This window comes from Collinsella aerofaciens, from assembly GCF_040920445.1.
Classification (GTDB): domain Bacteria; phylum Actinomycetota; class Coriobacteriia; order Coriobacteriales; family Coriobacteriaceae; genus Collinsella; species Collinsella aerofaciens_BH.
The window spans coordinates 18,819-33,261 of the sequence record NZ_JBCOTQ010000011.1; the positions used below are offsets into that span (position 1 = coordinate 18,819).

Consider the following 14,443-nt stretch of genomic DNA (forward strand, 5'->3'; position numbering starts at 1 on the left):
GCGCGTCCCACTCTGCGTCACTGAGGCGTTTGCTTGACGCCCGCGCCCTGCGCAGAGTTCGATTCTCCGCGGTGCGGGGAATCCTTTGATGCGGGGCTTGGCCAGCTTAAATTCGATAAACATCGCATCCGTTTTGAGTCGAAGGTTTGCGCGGAGAATCCGCGTATTTGCTTCGCAAATCCGCACCGGCTTCGGCCGCCTGCCGGCGTCCTCGCCCGCGGGCTAAAAACGCTCAAGCGTTTTCTTTACGCCCGCGCCCTGCGCAGAGTTCGATTCTCCGCGGTATCTGTAAGTAATAAAAAAGCAGGTAGAGACACTTCTCTACCTGCCTGTAACTATTGGTGGAGGCGCGGAGAATCGAACTCCGGTCCACGAAAGCCCCCTGATTGGCATCTCCAAGCTCAGTCGCTGGTTTAGTCTCGGACGCTTTGCGCGCAGCGACACGCTCGCGGCGTCCTAACCGGTTCGGTCTTAGCCCGCGCCATACCGATTACGTGCGCAGGAGCATTCCCCTAAAATGACGTCGCGCCGGTGTCGGGGAAATCACCGGGTTGACGCGCCGCTATAAACTAAGCAGCGAGAGCCATAGGCTCAAAAGAAGAGTTGTTGTCAATTCAATTTGACGGTACCCCTGTTTAACGAGGCGAGGAGACCTCGGCTTGCTTCCTCTCTCAGAGCTATCGTGTCGAAACCAGTCGCCCCCGAATGTCGGGAAAGTCTGGATGGCATCGGGCCTGCAAACACCCGATAACCGTCGACTTTTCAAGGAACACGCGGGGTGAACCCCGCTCGTGGATAGCTATCTTACCACGTTCTAAAGGCAGACAGCTGTTCTATGCACGAGCTGTGAAGACCCCAATGTGCGCCGCACTTCGCACTTTTGCTACCGATCGCGTCACGTATATTTTCGCCAAGCAAAATTGACACGTCGAAAGGACCGTTATGGATACCAAACAGCAACTCGTCAATGCCCTCGCAGGCCTGGGCTCAACCATTACCGAAGCTATGGATGTCATCGAAGGCTTTGTCCCCTGCGGACATCCCGCCCTCACGGTATCGAACGCACTCGTCGCGCTGGACGCCGACGATAATGCAGCTCTCGCCCAGCAGCTTGAGACCGTCGAGGGCTTTATCGACCATGTGAGTGAGAACCGCGGTGTGTCCGCCTACCACGGCATCGAGGTCGAGCTCGCGGGTCCCAAAGCCGATCTGCTCGCAGCAATCCGCGAGGTAGGCGCCCTTATGCAGACCGCAGGCGTCAAGAACACCCAGGTCAATGAGTGGGTCTACCGCAGCCTGGCAGCACTGAACGATTCCGACGAAAAGGCTGCCGAGAAGCTCGCCGAAAGTCCCGCCATCAAGGCCGCGCTTTTGTAAATAGCACACGCGGGCCCCTTGGCGCATCGTCGTCCAAGAGGCCCGCAAACAGTTCGCGTCAACCGATAGCCACGCCGCCGCGTTCGGCCAAAGCAAGGATCGGCATCATTTGACGCGGGGTCTTTGCTGCAAGATCGGCATGTTCGAGCAGTTTGCGATCGTTGGTCACCAAGTAATCGACCTGCGCGCGTTTGCATGCAGCGAGCACCAAGTTGTCCTCGTAATCGCGATGGAGCGTCAGATATTTGTCGGCTAGCCACAGATCGGATGCATCAGCGCCCACGGCCGTGGCGTTTTCGGTCATGTTCCGAACAAACGCCAACGCCGCATCGCCAATTGCACGGGCAGATGCCTCGTCGAGCGCTCCCCCGCTGGCAAGAACGCTGCGCTTCAGTTCGTGTTGGACAACGTACAGCACGTCCTTGGCGATATGCACCGGAAAGAACAGCAATGCCCCCGTTTCCGTCGCCCGCCCAATAAACGCACGCGCGGCAAGCGACTCGGCATGGTCGACGCAAAACGAATCAACCCATACGTTGGCGTCCACCATGATCTTGAGAGGCGCCCCATTCACTGGATCATCCCCTTTTGGCGATAATGCTCATCCATGGCTTCGGAATAGATTGCGTCCCAACCGCGATCGTCGGATACGGGCGACGTAGCGATACCCAAATCTACATAAAGCCGGTCTGCCGCCGCCCATGATGCAGCGAACGGCGTATCGGGCGCGACGGTCTGCTGCCGGTCGTCGACGGCCGTAAGCACTTCCTCGCACTGCCCGCCACCCTGTGCGACCTTGGCAACAACCTTTTTGATGAGCTCGGGCAATGACCTGCCCGAAAGCTGCAGCGCTTCCTCGGCGCGCCCTTTAACCGAGCGATCTACGCGAACATTCACCTGCGCCATGCTGCCAACGGTAGCCATCTCAACCTCACCTTCAGCGTTTGCTAGCAGTGCTAGCACGAGCATATATCTGAGCTAACATCTCGTCAAACAAAAGAAGGCCTGCGCCCGGACAATACCGATGCCGTCCGGGCGCAGGCCAGATAACGTGGGCGAACACGTCTGCTAATGCAGGTACGCCTTTGCGTTGCCCAGGCTGTAGGCGATCGTTGAGCCGTTGTGCAGCAGCGACGACGCCTGCGGAGTAATCATACCGGTAATACCCAATGCCAACAGCGCCGAGTTGGTGAGCATCACCTTGGAATACGAACTCGTCAGACGGTCGATAAGCCCCTGACTCATGCGGCGCAGGCGCACGATCGCGGCGAGATCCGTATCGGTCAGGATGATATCGGCGACCTCCTTGGCGATGTCGCTTCCACCGCCCATTGCCAGCCCCACGTCGGCCAAACCGAGCGCCGGCGAATCGTTGACGCCGTCGCCCACCATGGCAACGTGGCGCCCCTCGCCCTTAATGTGCTCGACATACGCGTACTTGTCCTCGGGCAGCAGCTCGGCCTTAAACTCGTCGACACCTGCCTCGCGAGCAATGCGCTCGGCTGTGCGCTCCGAGTCGCCCGTGAGCATGACCACGTGCTTAACGCCCAACGCGTGCAAGTCGGCGATGGCCTCGCGGACCCCGGCCTTGAGCGGGTCCTCGATACCGAGCACGCCCACAACGGTGCCATCGACCGCCAGATACAGCGGCGACAGGCCCTGCATCTGGGACTCGATTTGCTCCTTAATGTCGGACTCGAGCTGCGCGCTCTCATCCTCAAATACAAAGTGCGCGGAACCGATGATGGCGCGACGCCCTTCAATGGACGAAGCGATGCCGTGCGCCACAATATACTCGACTGCAGCGTGACGCTCGCGGTGCTCGAGCCCACGCTCGTGAGCAGCGTTGACCACGGCACGCGCCACCGGATGCGGGAAATGCTCCTCCAAGCAAGCGGAAAGGCGCAGGATCTCGTCCTCGCTCCAGCCATCGGTGGTGAGTACGCAGGCAAGACGCGGCTGCGCCTCGGTGAGCGTGCCGGTCTTATCAAACACAATGGTGTCGGCCTTGGCAAACGAATCAAAGTACTTGGCGCCCTTGACCATCACGCCCATCTTGGCGGCATCGCTCATGGCGGTCATGACGGCGACGGAGCCCGTGAGCTTAAGTGCACACGAGTAGTCAACCATCAGCGCCGCCGAGGTCTTGATGAGGCTGCGGGTGGTAAGCGCAACCAGGCCCGCGAGCAGGAAGTTCCACGGGACGATCTTGTTGGCGAGGTCTTCCATGTGCGACTGGCCCTCGGATTTGAGCGAGTCGGCCGTCTGCACGAGCGAGACGATTGAGCGCAGTTTGGTTTGCGCCGTATTTGCGCGCACACGCACCAAGATGCTGCCGTCTTCCACGACGGTGCCGGCGAATACATCATCCCCCGCGCTGCGCTCGACGGCCAGCGGCTCGCCGGTCAGGGTCGCCTGGTTGACCATAGCGCTCCCCTGCTCGACAACACCGTCGATGCAAATGGACATGCCGGTGCGCACGGCGACCAGATCGCCGGGTTCAAGCTCGGTGGCGGCAACGCTTACCTCGGTGTCGCCGACGACCTTTTGCGCCTTGTCGGGCACATCGAGCAGCGAGTTGATGAGCTCGTTTTCGCTCATGGCGCGGGTGTAGTCCTCGAGCAGCTCGCCCACGTTGAGCAGAAACATTGTCTGGCCCGCGGTGTCGACATCACGTTTGACGAACGAAATGCCGATGGCCGAAGCATCGAGCACAGGAACGGTCAGGCGTGGCTGCGCCAGCTCATGAAGAGCAGCGCGCAAAAATGCCATGTAACCGGCCACGACAAACACCGCACGCAGAGGCGTCGGCAAGAACCAGCGGCGCGCGTAGTGGGCGCCGACGAGTGTCGCCAGGTCCATAACGAGTTTGTGCTTGCGCGGCTCGAGTTGCATCACATAGCCCGACTTGGCATCGGCGATAGCTTGAGCATCGAGTGCGCCCAGGGCGTCGAGCACGCTCGCACGGCGCGGCTCGTCGTACTCCAGCGCCATTTGGCCAATGCGGCCATAAACGCGCACCTTGTGCACGCCGTCGATATCGCCGCTGAGCTTAAGAAGTGCGTCGAGATCGCTCTCTGGCACAGGACCCGCCAATTGAAGACGGGTCCTGCCGGGGATCTCGCTAATAATCGAGAATCTCATAATTTGTGCCTGAGAGCGTTACTCGGCTGCCTCGTCAGCAGCGGCCTCGCTCTGGGTGATGTAAGCAGCCTCGGCAACCATGTCGTCGACATTAGCCTTGGCCTGCTCGACCATGTCCTGGTAGCCGTTCTTGATGCGCATGCCGCACGCGATACCCTGCACGCAGGCATTCTTTACCGGAGCGCTGGTAAGCAGCTTGATGCCGGCCGTGCCAAGCAGAAAACCGCCACCGACAAGCAGGGTGTTAAAAGTCGACTTCTTCATGTTGCTTCTCCCTTTTGCCGCACAAGCGCGGCATGGTGCCTTAGCACCCGAGTTCATTAGTTTGCTCGAGTACGCTTTTGAAACTAGTTTAGTCGAACTATTACGGTCAACCAAAGTTAACCTTTTGGAAACTATGGGGGTGAACTCAATGTGACAAAGGGACTGTCCCTTTGTCACATTCCTACAGCTGCCAGGCAGCCGCTTCCTTTTGCAGCGCAACCATGCGGGCGAATTCCCCACCTGCCGCCTTGAGCTGCGCAGGAGCGCCCTGCTCGGCAACCACACCATCCTTGAGCACAACGATTTTGTCGGCATTTTCCACCGTACGCATACGGTGGGCAATAACGATAACCGTCTTACCTGCGAGCAGACGGGAGAGCGCCTGCTGTACCACGGTCTCGTTCTCCACATCCAAGCTTGCCGTCGCCTCGTCCAACAGCACGATGGGCGCGTCTTTGAGCAGCGCGCGGGCGATAGAGATGCGCTGGCGCTCGCCGCCGGACAGCTTGGAGCCGTTCTCGCCGATCATGGTGTCATAGCCCTGCGGCATGCGGTTCACGAACTCGTCGCAGTTGGCGGCACGCGCGGCCGCAAGCACTTCCTCGTCGGTAGCATCACGACGCCCGAGGCGGATGTTTCCCATCACCGTGTCGTCAAAGAGCAGTACGTCTTGGAACACAATGGCGTAATCACGCAGCAGTACCTCGGGATCAACGCTCGCGACATCCACGCCGCCCACGGTAACCTTGCCCGCGGCGGCATCCCAAAAACGCGCGGCCAGGCGGCTCACCGTAGACTTACCGGAACCCGAAGGACCGACCAGCGCCGTAACTTCGCCTTCCTTGGCGGTAAAGCTCACATCGGTAAGAACTTTCTCGCCGGCACGGCCGTCCTCGCCCGCACCATAGCCAAATGCCACGTGATCGAACACCACATCGTGGCCCGCGGGCTCAAATTTCTCGCTGCCCCGCGCCACAGGCTCTTCCATGATGGAACGCATGCGCTTGGCAGACGACTCAGCGGCAAACAGCTCGGACATTAACATTAACGCCTGGTCAAAGGGCGCATAGATACGGCTCACCATAAGCAGGAAGGCAAACATCACCAAAAAGTCAACCTGCCCGGAGGCGACCATCGCGGCACCCGTGACCAGCGTGGTGGCAATGCCCAGACGCAGGATGGCAAAGGCGGAGTTGACCAAAAGCCCGTTAGCGAGCTCGCCCTTGGTGGTCTCACGCTCCTCGGCATCGATCACGACGTTGAGCCCCTCAAGATAATGGGCCTCCTGGTTGGTGGCGCGGATCTCGCGAACGCAGTCGAGCGTCTCTTGAATTGCCTCGGTGACCTTAACCTTCTCGGCGCGCACGCGATCGAACACCGGGGTCATGGGGCCGCGTGTTAGATACAGCACGGCAAAGGCCACGGGAACGCTCCAAAACGCCGCGATCGCCAGCTGCCAGCAAAAGAACAGCGACGCCACGAACACAATGGCACTTGCGATGATGGCACCCCAAAGCTCTCCCAGCACGTGGCTGTAGGCGTGCTCCATGGCCTGGACGTCGCCCATGATGGTCTCGGTTAAATCGGCCAGATCACGACGACCAAAAAACGACAGCGGCAGTTTGCGCAAGCGCTCGGCAATCTCCATACGCTGCTTGCCGCACTCCTCGTAAAAGATGCAGTAGGTGTAGTAATACTGCTGCCAGTTAGAGGCAAAGAGCAACACGAAAAAGACCAGGAGGCCACCCACGATCGGCAGGGCATCCGGCAGGTCGGCGCCGCTGGCGAGATGCTCGACAAAGCCGGCCATAACCAGGAATAAAAAGTCCATGCCGGCCATGGTAATGAGATTGGTGAGCGTGGTCCAAAAAATGCCGCGTTTTACGCCGGCGACGCCTTTATCGGATAGGAAATACTTCTTTTGGAATGAGGCGAACATTTAGGCCTCGCCTCCCTTCGTGACGGCGGCATCCGCGGTCGCAGCAGTAATCTTCCAGCTCGCGGCCTGCTCGTACTCGGCCCACATCTTGGCATACAGACCCTCTTGGGACAGTAACTCGGCATGGGTACCCGACTCCTGCACGCTGCCCTGGTTGAGCACCACGATTTGGTCTGCGCCCACTACAGTCGAGAGTCGGTGCGCAATCATAATGACCGTGCGGCCCGCCGCCAGCTTGCTAAAGGCGCGCTGGATGAGCGCCTCGTTCTCGGGATCGGCAAACGCCGTGGCCTCATCGAGCACCACGATGGGCGCGTCTTTAAGGATCGCGCGGGCGAGTGCCACGCGCTGGACCTCGCCGCCCGAAAGATATGCCCCGCCGGCACCGAGCATGGTATTGATGCCCTGTGGGAGCTTGGCCACAATGTCGTCGCACTGAGCTGCGGAGAGGGCCGCACGCACTTCGTCGTCAGTGGCCGTAGGCTTGGAGGCGCGCACGTTATCGGCAAGTGTTTGCCGGAACAGCTGGTTGGTCTGGAACACGAAGGCGACCTGGTCCATAAGCTCGTGCGGATCCATATCGCGAACGTCCACACCGCCTACGAGCACTCGACCCGAGGAAACATCCCAAAAACGCGGGATCAGGCTTGCACAGGTTGATTTACCGCCACCCGAGGGACCCACCAGGGCGAGGGTACTACCCGCGGAAACGCTAAAACTCGCATGGTTGACGGCAGGCGCTTCGGCGCCCTCGTAGGTAAAGCTCACATCCTCAAATCGCACGTCGCCGCCGGCAGGGTGTTTGGGTTGGGCGGGCACGGAGAGCTGCTTGGAATCCATGACGCTTCGAATACGAGCCAGCGAATCGGCACTCATCTGAGAGGCCTCGCCCACAAACATGAGCTTGGTCATGGCCGTCGGCACCACGGCCGAAAATATCGCGTAAAACGTGAAGTTGACCATAAAGTGCGCGAAGTCCGTCTCGCCCGGCGCCAACAGCAACGCCACGGGCAAAAGAAATGCCACAAGGCCATTGAGCGCGGTGAGGTTGAGCACCTGCGGACCTCGGCAGAACGTGCCCGCATAGCTTTGTGCCATGTCCGCGTATTCGGCAATCGCATCGTGGAAGGCCTTGAAGGAGTAGACCGTCTGCTGAAACACCTTGACCACGGGGATGCCGCGTACGTATTCGGTGCCAGTCTTGTTCATCTTGACCAGCGCTTCCATGTAGGCCTTCATGAACTCGGCGCCTTTGCCGCTCATCATGGTGGCCATGGCGCCAAGCGAAACGACGACCGAGATAAGGCATGCCACGCCCAAACGCCAATCGAGGGCGAAAAGCAGCACGAGCAGGCCTGCGACCATGGCGGTGGCGCCGGCGATATCGGGCAGCATGTGCGCGAGCAGGGTCTCGGTGGAGGCGGCGCATCCGTCTACAATACGGCGCAGCTCGCCGGTGGCGTGCGTGTCAAAGTAGCCAAGCGGCAACTTAAGCAGGTGCTCGCTCGTAGTCTTGCGGATATTGGACGCGCAGCGAAACGCGGACAGATGCGTGCACATGAGCCCCACGAAATAAGCTACGATGCTTGCCAGGGCAAAACCAACGGCCCACCAGCCATACATCGCGATATCGGTGGCTTCGCTCCAGTTAGGTGCCACGGCGATCAGATCGCGCGCGACAAGCCAAATGCACACGTACGGGCCAAAGCTCAGCAGCTGCGAGAGCGCCGAGAGCGCCATGCCCAAATACGTTAGGAATTTGCGGTCACCGGCATATGCAAGCAGCTCGCCGATACCGCCGCCTTCCCTCTTTGATTCCTTTGCCATGAGATTCCTTTCTAACGGCTTGAGAGTTAACCGTAATGAACTTATCATTGACGTGTTAGCCATGGCTCACAATCAAGCCAGGCGTGGACGTTTCTGCAAAGGAAAGGGACGCTTTTGCAAATACGGCGGTCAGCGACCGATATAACCGAGCTCTACGCTCCGCAGTTTGAGCAGTTTGGCCTGGAGCTTACCGGCAAGGGCGCCGTCTTTACCGGCGAGGTGGCAAACGACCGGGCGCACGGCCGCGCATGGATCATGCCCCTCTCCCCCACCTGCATCGTCATGGAGCATTTCATAACCCCGACGCGCAACATGTACCTAGCCGAATACACGCCCGAGCCATACGCCTGCGTGAGCGAGGTCAGCGCGCCCACACTTACATGCATGCCCGAGGCTGGCATAACGCCCGCGAACCTTAAACCGTTGCATGGACCGTGGCCAAACAATGCCGTTTGCAGCTTTATCCAAGATAGCTGTGGCAAGGAATTAAGCCCGCTGTTTGCGGGGGAGCTCTATCACTCGCGCTCGGTGCTCTTTTTGCCTGGATATTTTGACGAACTGGAGCACCGCTATCCCACCGAGTTCGCGGGAATCTTTGAGGCGTTTGCCGAGCCGTGGCACGAGGAAGCGACGTCTGCCATCTGCCACACGCTGCGCCGGATTAACGAGGACCGCGCCCGCACCGTAGGCGGACACGTCTATATGCAGAGCATCGTGGAGACCATGGTCGCGGAGCTCGCCTGTTCGCGCGCGGCCCACAAGCAGGCGCGGCAGGCGGCAGACACACGCGTCAGCATAACCATTGCCGAAGAAGCAACGGCAATGATTGAGCGCTCGCTCGACAAAGGCAGACGCGTGGGTATCAACGAGGTGGCCGAGAGGCTCTACACAAGCCGCTCCAAGCTATGCGCCACCTTTAAGGCCCAAACTGGCGAGTCCCTGGGCGCCTACATTCGCAGACGCCGCATGGAGCGAGCACAGGACCTTTTGGCCGACAGCTCGCTCACGATAGCGCAGGTGGCAGAGCGTCTAGGCTACCCTCAGCAGGCCGCCTTCGCCCAAGCCTTCAAACAATACACCGGCACCACCCCCACCACTTGGCGAAGCAAGCATCGCTAAGGCCCAAGCTCCCTGGCCGTAACGGAGCGATTAATTAGCCGCCGCCCGTCAGCTCACCCAGGATCTAAACGTCAAGATGTGCACAATCAAGCGCCTTTTTGATAAGAGGGACAGATCGATCAGCCAAATACAACGGAATGTTGAGCACCCCGTCGTCGAGCTTTAGGTTCTTAAGTGAGTAGCGGACCCTCAATGGAGTCGTCTCCGCATGCTTGTCGGCATAGTACTTAAGGCTCTTGGAATGAACGACCTCTCCCGATTTGACCTCGACGGGAACGATTTCGTTTCCGACTTGAATCAAAAAATCGACTTCGTGCTTCGGCTTCTCGTTTGTCCAATAACGCGGAGCAGCATCTAACTGTGAAAGTAATGCCTGAAGCACATAGTTCTCGGCGAACGAACCTTTGAACTCCGAAAAAAGCGCATCCGAGATGGCAAAAGCGGACGCATCCAGCCTTGCCATGCGGCGCAGCAAGCCGACATCAAGACAGTAGACTTTAAATGCCTTGAGGTCATCGTACGCAGAGAGCGGCACACCACCGGCAGCATTAAGGCGAACCGCCGTGATGAGCCCAGCATCGGCAAGCCATTCCAGAGCATCCTCGTATTCTCGAGCACGAGCCCCCTCGCGCACCGCACCCCAAACGAACTTTTTGTTCTCGCGCGCCAACTGAGCTGGAATCGAGTTCCATATTTGCGAAAGCTTGGCGAACTGCGCACGGCCACCATGCTTGGCAAAATCGCGCTCGTAGGAATCCAAGAGATCAGACAACACCTTATCGACCTGAACGATATCGCCCGTCTCCACCCACCGGCCAAGAGCCTCTGGCATGCCGCCGCATGCAAAATAACGACGAAGATGCTCGACGAGACGGACATGGAAGAAATCGGGCACTGTCTCGATCTGATCCAGGCCGCCAAGGTATTCGTCGTAGTTTGCAGCGCCCTCGGCTTTCAGAAACTCGGAAAAGCTCATGGGGCGCATCTCCATGAACTCGACCTTTCCCACCGGAAAAGCGCTGGTCTCACGGGACAAGCGAACGCCCAACAAAGACCCTGCGCATGCGACGTGATACTCGGGGGCCTCGTCACAGAAGTATTTAAGGGCGCCGACTGCAGAAGGACAATCCTGGATCTCATCAATAATAAGCAGCGTTTCGCCGGGCTCGATAGGCTGTCCAAGTGCCAGGGAAAGATTTGAGATGATCCGTCGAGGATCGCGCGTACCTTCGAAAAACTGAGCGTACTCGCTCTGTACCCCAGGTGACGGCTCCTCGAGCGTCAGATACACAAAATTGAGGTACGAGGTTCGGCCGAACTCCTTAAGCGCCCACGTCTTTCCAACCTGGCGCGCCCCCTTAAGGATAAGCGGCTTACGATATTCTGACGCTTTCCAAGCGTTAAGCTTGGCAATGATATCTCGCTGCATGACCGAACCTCCCGCAAAGAAACTTCCGTAAACGTGATATTTCCCACATTTTACCCTAGGTAAAACGTGATATTTATCACGTTTACGGAAGTTTTAAGATCATTTCGCCACACTTTCATCACATTCAAAAGGCGGAGGCGCATTTTGCGCCTCCGTCACCATCTTTCCTATCAGCCTACCTGACCCGAACGGCCGAGTCGTCACAGAACCCGGGAGCCCCGGCAGGGCGGGTGCTTGCTCAAAATGAGTTCCGCACGCAAAGAAGGCCACTTAATGTGGCCTTCGTCTTGCGCAGGACTGTTTGAAATTTTGAGGAAGCACCCGCCCTGCCGGGGCTCCCGGGTTCCCGTTTACGAGAGCGACGTTCTCAGCAACTCGTTGAAGAGCTTCGGGTTGCCCTTGCCGCGGCTCGCCTTCATGCACTGGCCCACCAAAAAGCCAATAACCTTCTGGTTGCCGTCACGATACTGCTGCGCCTGATCGGCACAGTTAGCCAGCACCTCGTCCACGATCGGCTGCAGCGCGCCGGCATCGCTCACCTGACGCATGCCGCGCTCGTCGACAATCTTGTTGGGGTCATCGCCAGTCTGGGCCATGGCCTCAAAGACCTCGTGCGCCTGGTTGGAGCTGATGGCATCGGTCGCCAGCAGCTTGGCGAGTGCCGCCACCTGAGCCGGCGCAATGCCAGACTCGGCGAGCGACACACCCGCGCCCTTAAGGTAGGCGATCATCTCGTTCACCAGCAGGTTCGCGACCGTCTGGGCCTCCTTGCCGGCCATACCGGCAGCGGCGGCCTCAAAGAACTCGGCAAACTCGGGGTCGCCGGCAATCTGCTCGGCATCGGCCGTCTTAATGCCAAAGTCGGCCTCAAAACGGGCGCGCTTGGCATCGGGCAGCTCAGGAATCTCACCGCGGCAGCGGTCGATAAATTCGTCGTCCAGATCGAACGGCGCCAGGTCGGGGTCGGGGAACAGGCGATAGTCGTCGGCCGTCTCCTTCACACGCATGACCACGGTGCGCTTGCGGCTGGGCTCCCAGTGGCGGGTCTCCTGATAGATGATGCCGCCCTCCTCGAGCACCTCGGCCTGGCGGCAGATCTCGTAGGCTAGACCGTCGTGCAGGCTCTTAAACGAGTTGAGGTTCTTGAGCTCGGTCTTGGTGCCCAGCTTGGTCTCGCCACGGCGGCGCAGCGACACGTTGCCGTCGCAGCGCATGGAGCCCTTCTCCATGGAGCAGTCGGAAATGCCCAGCGTCACAAAAATGCGACGGAGCTTCTCCATAAACAGGCGAGCCTCCTCGGGCGTGCGCAGATCGGGCTCGGTGACGAGCTCAATCAAAGGCGTGCCGCAGCGGTTGTAGTCGACGAGCGACTCGGCCGCGGCGGTAATGCGGCCCTCGGCGCCGCCCACATGGACCATCTTGGCGGCGTCCTCCTCCATATGGATGCGCAGGATGCGGATGGGCACCGTGTAGGAACCGTCCTCGCGACGCTCGGGCATCTGCAGGTTGGACGCGTCATAGCTGGCCAGGTGACCGGCGCGCTGATTGCCCTCGCGCATGGTCGACGTCATGGACGTGGACAGGCCCTCGGCGTTGGCCGAGGCGCTCGCCAGACTCTGGGCCTCGGCCTCACCAAACGCGCAATCGGGGCGCTCGGCGGCACCGCGACCGGTCACGTCCAGGTCCAGGTGGCCGTACATGGCAAAGGCGACCGGGCCCTGCGTGGTCTGGAAGTTCTTGGCCATGTCGGGATAGAAGTAGTGCTTGCGGTAGAACATCGAGTGGCGCTGAATCTCGCAGTTGGTGGCGAGACCGGCCTTGACGATGCTCTCGATTGCCTTCTTGTTAGGCACCGGCAGGGCGCCGGGCAGGCCCAGGCACACCGGGCACACGTTGGCGTTGGGCTCGTCATCGTGGCTGAGCTTGCAGTTACAGAACATCTTGGTATCGAGTGCGGTGAGCTCGGTATGGATCTCCAGGCCGATCACGGCCTCCCAATCCTGCAGGACCTCGGAAAGCTCCTTCATTACAGCTCGCCTCCCTTCCCGGCAAAATCGGGCGCGACGGAAAGCGCGGGCGCACCCGTGGCGGCATCGGCAAAGCCGCGCTCCAGGGCGCGGGCAAACGTGAGCAGCTGACGGTCCTTAAACGCCGGACCCACCAGCTGGGCAGAAACGGGCAGCTGAGTATCCTCGCCCAGGCCCAGCGGCACCGAGATGCCACCGTTGCCGCAGATGTTGAGCGAGATGGTGTACAGGTCGGAGAGGTACATCTGCGTGGGGTCGCTGATCTCGCCAAACTTAAAGGCCGTGCGCGGCGAGGCGGGCATGAGAATGGTGTCCACCTTGGCATACGCGGCGTCGTAGTCCTGCGTGATGAGCGTGCGGGCCTTTTGTGCAGCGTAGTAGTACTTGTCGTATACGCCCGAGCTCAGCAGGTAGGCGCCGAGCATCTGACGGCGCTTGGCCTCGGCGCCAAAGCCGTGGGCGCGCGAGAGCGAGCTCTGGTCGGACAGGTTGGCGCAGCCTTCCTCCTGGTAGCCGTAGCGAATGCCGTCGAAGCGCGCCAGGTTGGAGAACGCCTCGGCCGGGCCGATGACGTAGTAAGCGGCGATGGCGGCGTCCAGGTGCGGCAGGTCGACCTCGACCAGCCCGGCGCCTTGGTTCTGCAGCTCCTGAGCGGCGCGCTGAACAGCGGCCTTGACCTCGGGCGTCAGACCCTCGGCCTCCATAAACGCAGGGATGATGCCCACGCGCTTGCCCTCGATGCTGTCGTTGAGGTGCTCGGTAAAGTCGACGGCGCAATCCTGGCTGGTGCAGTCGTACGGATCGTGGCCCGCGCCGGTAAGCGCGTTCATGGCCAGCGCGACATCCTCGACCGTGCGGCCAAAGGGGCCCACCTGGTCGAGCGACGAGCCAAAGGCAACCACGCCGTAACGGCTCACGGCGCCATACGTGGGCTTAAAGCCCACCACGCCGCACAGCGACGCCGGCTGGCGAATGGAGCCGCCGGTGTCAGAGCCCAGCGAGAGCACAACTTCGCCCGCGGCGACGGCGGCAGCGGAGCCGCCCGAGGAGCCACCGGGCACGCGCTCGGTATCCCAGGGGTTGTTGGTGCGATGGAAGGCCGAGCTCTCGGTAGAGCTGCCAAAGGCAAACTCATCCATGTTGGCCTTGCCCATGGGCAGGCAGCCGGCATCGAGCATGCGCTGGACGCAGGTGGCGGTGTAGACGCTCTGGTAGTCCTGGAGCATGTGAGAAGCGCAGGTAGTGCGCGTGCCCACGAGATTCATGTTGTCCTTGATGGCCAGCGGCACACCCGCAAGTGGGGGCAGCGGCTTTCCG

Annotated in this window: 11 protein-coding genes and 1 other RNA gene; 2 read left to right on the top strand and 10 right to left on the bottom strand. The window is 60.1% G+C overall.

Annotated elements, in window-relative coordinates; translation table 11 throughout:
* Positions 1-339: 339 nt before the first annotated feature.
* Positions 340-703: a transfer-messenger RNA gene (ssrA, locus tag AB5405_RS03010) on the bottom strand.
* 239 nt (positions 704-942) lie between these two features.
* On the opposite strand from ssrA, the gene AB5405_RS03015 reads away from it, so the two are divergent.
* Positions 943-1,377, top strand: a complete 435-nt coding sequence (locus AB5405_RS03015) for a hypothetical protein (protein WP_368137550.1) — start codon at positions 943-945, stop codon at positions 1,375-1,377.
* A gap of 58 nt (positions 1,378-1,435) precedes the next feature.
* Here the strand turns inward: AB5405_RS03015 and AB5405_RS03020 are convergent, their stop codons facing one another.
* The 6 genes from AB5405_RS03020 to AB5405_RS03045 form a co-directional block, all read right to left on the bottom strand.
* Positions 1,436-1,951, bottom strand: a complete 516-nt coding sequence (locus tag AB5405_RS03020) for a type II toxin-antitoxin system VapC family toxin (protein ID WP_368137551.1) — start codon at positions 1,949-1,951, stop codon at positions 1,436-1,438.
* Positions 1,948-2,301, bottom strand: coding sequence for a hypothetical protein (locus AB5405_RS03025; protein ID WP_368137552.1), 354 nt, complete (start codon positions 2,299-2,301; stop codon positions 1,948-1,950). The genes AB5405_RS03020 and AB5405_RS03025 overlap by 4 nt, the downstream gene beginning before the upstream one ends.
* Before the next feature lie 144 nt (positions 2,302-2,445).
* A complete protein-coding gene (locus tag AB5405_RS03030) occupies positions 2,446-4,461 on the bottom strand; it encodes a heavy metal translocating P-type ATPase (protein WP_368137553.1) in 2,016 nt (671 codons plus the stop codon).
* Between the two features lie 78 nt (positions 4,462-4,539).
* Complete coding sequence (locus tag AB5405_RS03035; protein ID WP_055250999.1) at positions 4,540-4,785, bottom strand: DUF6110 family protein; 246 nt, start codon at positions 4,783-4,785, stop codon at positions 4,540-4,542.
* A gap of 181 nt (positions 4,786-4,966) precedes the next feature.
* Positions 4,967-6,724 carry an ABC transporter ATP-binding protein gene (locus AB5405_RS03040; protein ID WP_368137554.1) on the bottom strand — a complete coding sequence of 586 codons (1,758 nt, stop codon included), beginning with the start codon at positions 6,722-6,724 and terminating at the stop codon, positions 4,967-4,969.
* The gene (locus AB5405_RS03045; protein WP_368137555.1) at positions 6,725-8,551 is read right to left on the bottom strand and encodes an ABC transporter ATP-binding protein; all 1,827 of its coding nucleotides are present in this window, start codon (positions 8,549-8,551) and stop codon (positions 6,725-6,727) included.
* Positions 8,552-8,665: 114 nt separating this feature from the next.
* Between AB5405_RS03045 and AB5405_RS03050 the strand changes: the two genes are divergently transcribed.
* Positions 8,666-9,670, top strand: a complete 1,005-nt coding sequence (locus AB5405_RS03050; RefSeq protein WP_368137556.1) for a helix-turn-helix domain-containing protein — start codon at positions 8,666-8,668, stop codon at positions 9,668-9,670.
* A 64-nt stretch (positions 9,671-9,734) separates the two neighbouring features.
* Here the strand turns inward: AB5405_RS03050 and AB5405_RS03055 are convergent, their stop codons facing one another.
* The 3 genes from AB5405_RS03055 to gatA form a co-directional block, all read right to left on the bottom strand.
* A complete protein-coding gene (locus AB5405_RS03055; protein ID WP_195233721.1) occupies positions 9,735-11,099 on the bottom strand; it encodes an ATP-binding protein in 1,365 nt (454 codons plus the stop codon).
* A gap of 350 nt (positions 11,100-11,449) precedes the next feature.
* Positions 11,450-13,126, bottom strand: coding sequence for an Asp-tRNA(Asn)/Glu-tRNA(Gln) amidotransferase subunit GatB (gene gatB, locus AB5405_RS03060; protein ID WP_316365262.1), 1,677 nt, complete (start codon positions 13,124-13,126; stop codon positions 11,450-11,452).
* The coding region (gatA, locus tag AB5405_RS03065; protein ID WP_368137557.1) for an Asp-tRNA(Asn)/Glu-tRNA(Gln) amidotransferase subunit GatA at positions 13,126-14,443 on the bottom strand (1,318 nt) is incomplete at its 5' end. The genes gatA and gatB, both read right to left, overlap by 1 nt.

Excerpts from the sequence above, each read along its gene's own strand:
- AB5405_RS03045 (WP_368137555.1), bottom strand. The coding sequence starts at position 8,551 with ATGGCAAAGGAATCAAAGAGGGAAGGCGGCGGTATCGGCGAGCTGCTT.
- AB5405_RS03040 (WP_368137554.1), bottom strand. The coding sequence starts at position 6,724 with ATGTTCGCCTCATTCCAAAAGAAGTATTTCCTATCCGATAAAGGCGTC.
- AB5405_RS03055 (WP_195233721.1), bottom strand. The coding sequence starts at position 11,099 with ATGCAGCGAGATATCATTGCCAAGCTTAACGCTTGGAAAGCGTCAGAA.
- AB5405_RS03035 (WP_055250999.1), bottom strand. The coding sequence starts at position 4,785 with ATGAAGAAGTCGACTTTTAACACCCTGCTTGTCGGTGGCGGTTTTCTG.
- AB5405_RS03015 (WP_368137550.1), top strand. The coding sequence starts at position 943 with ATGGATACCAAACAGCAACTCGTCAATGCCCTCGCAGGCCTGGGCTCA.
- AB5405_RS03025 (WP_368137552.1), bottom strand. The coding sequence starts at position 2,301 with ATGGCTACCGTTGGCAGCATGGCGCAGGTGAATGTTCGCGTAGATCGC.
- gatB (WP_316365262.1), bottom strand. The coding sequence starts at position 13,126 with ATGAAGGAGCTTTCCGAGGTCCTGCAGGATTGGGAGGCCGTGATCGGC.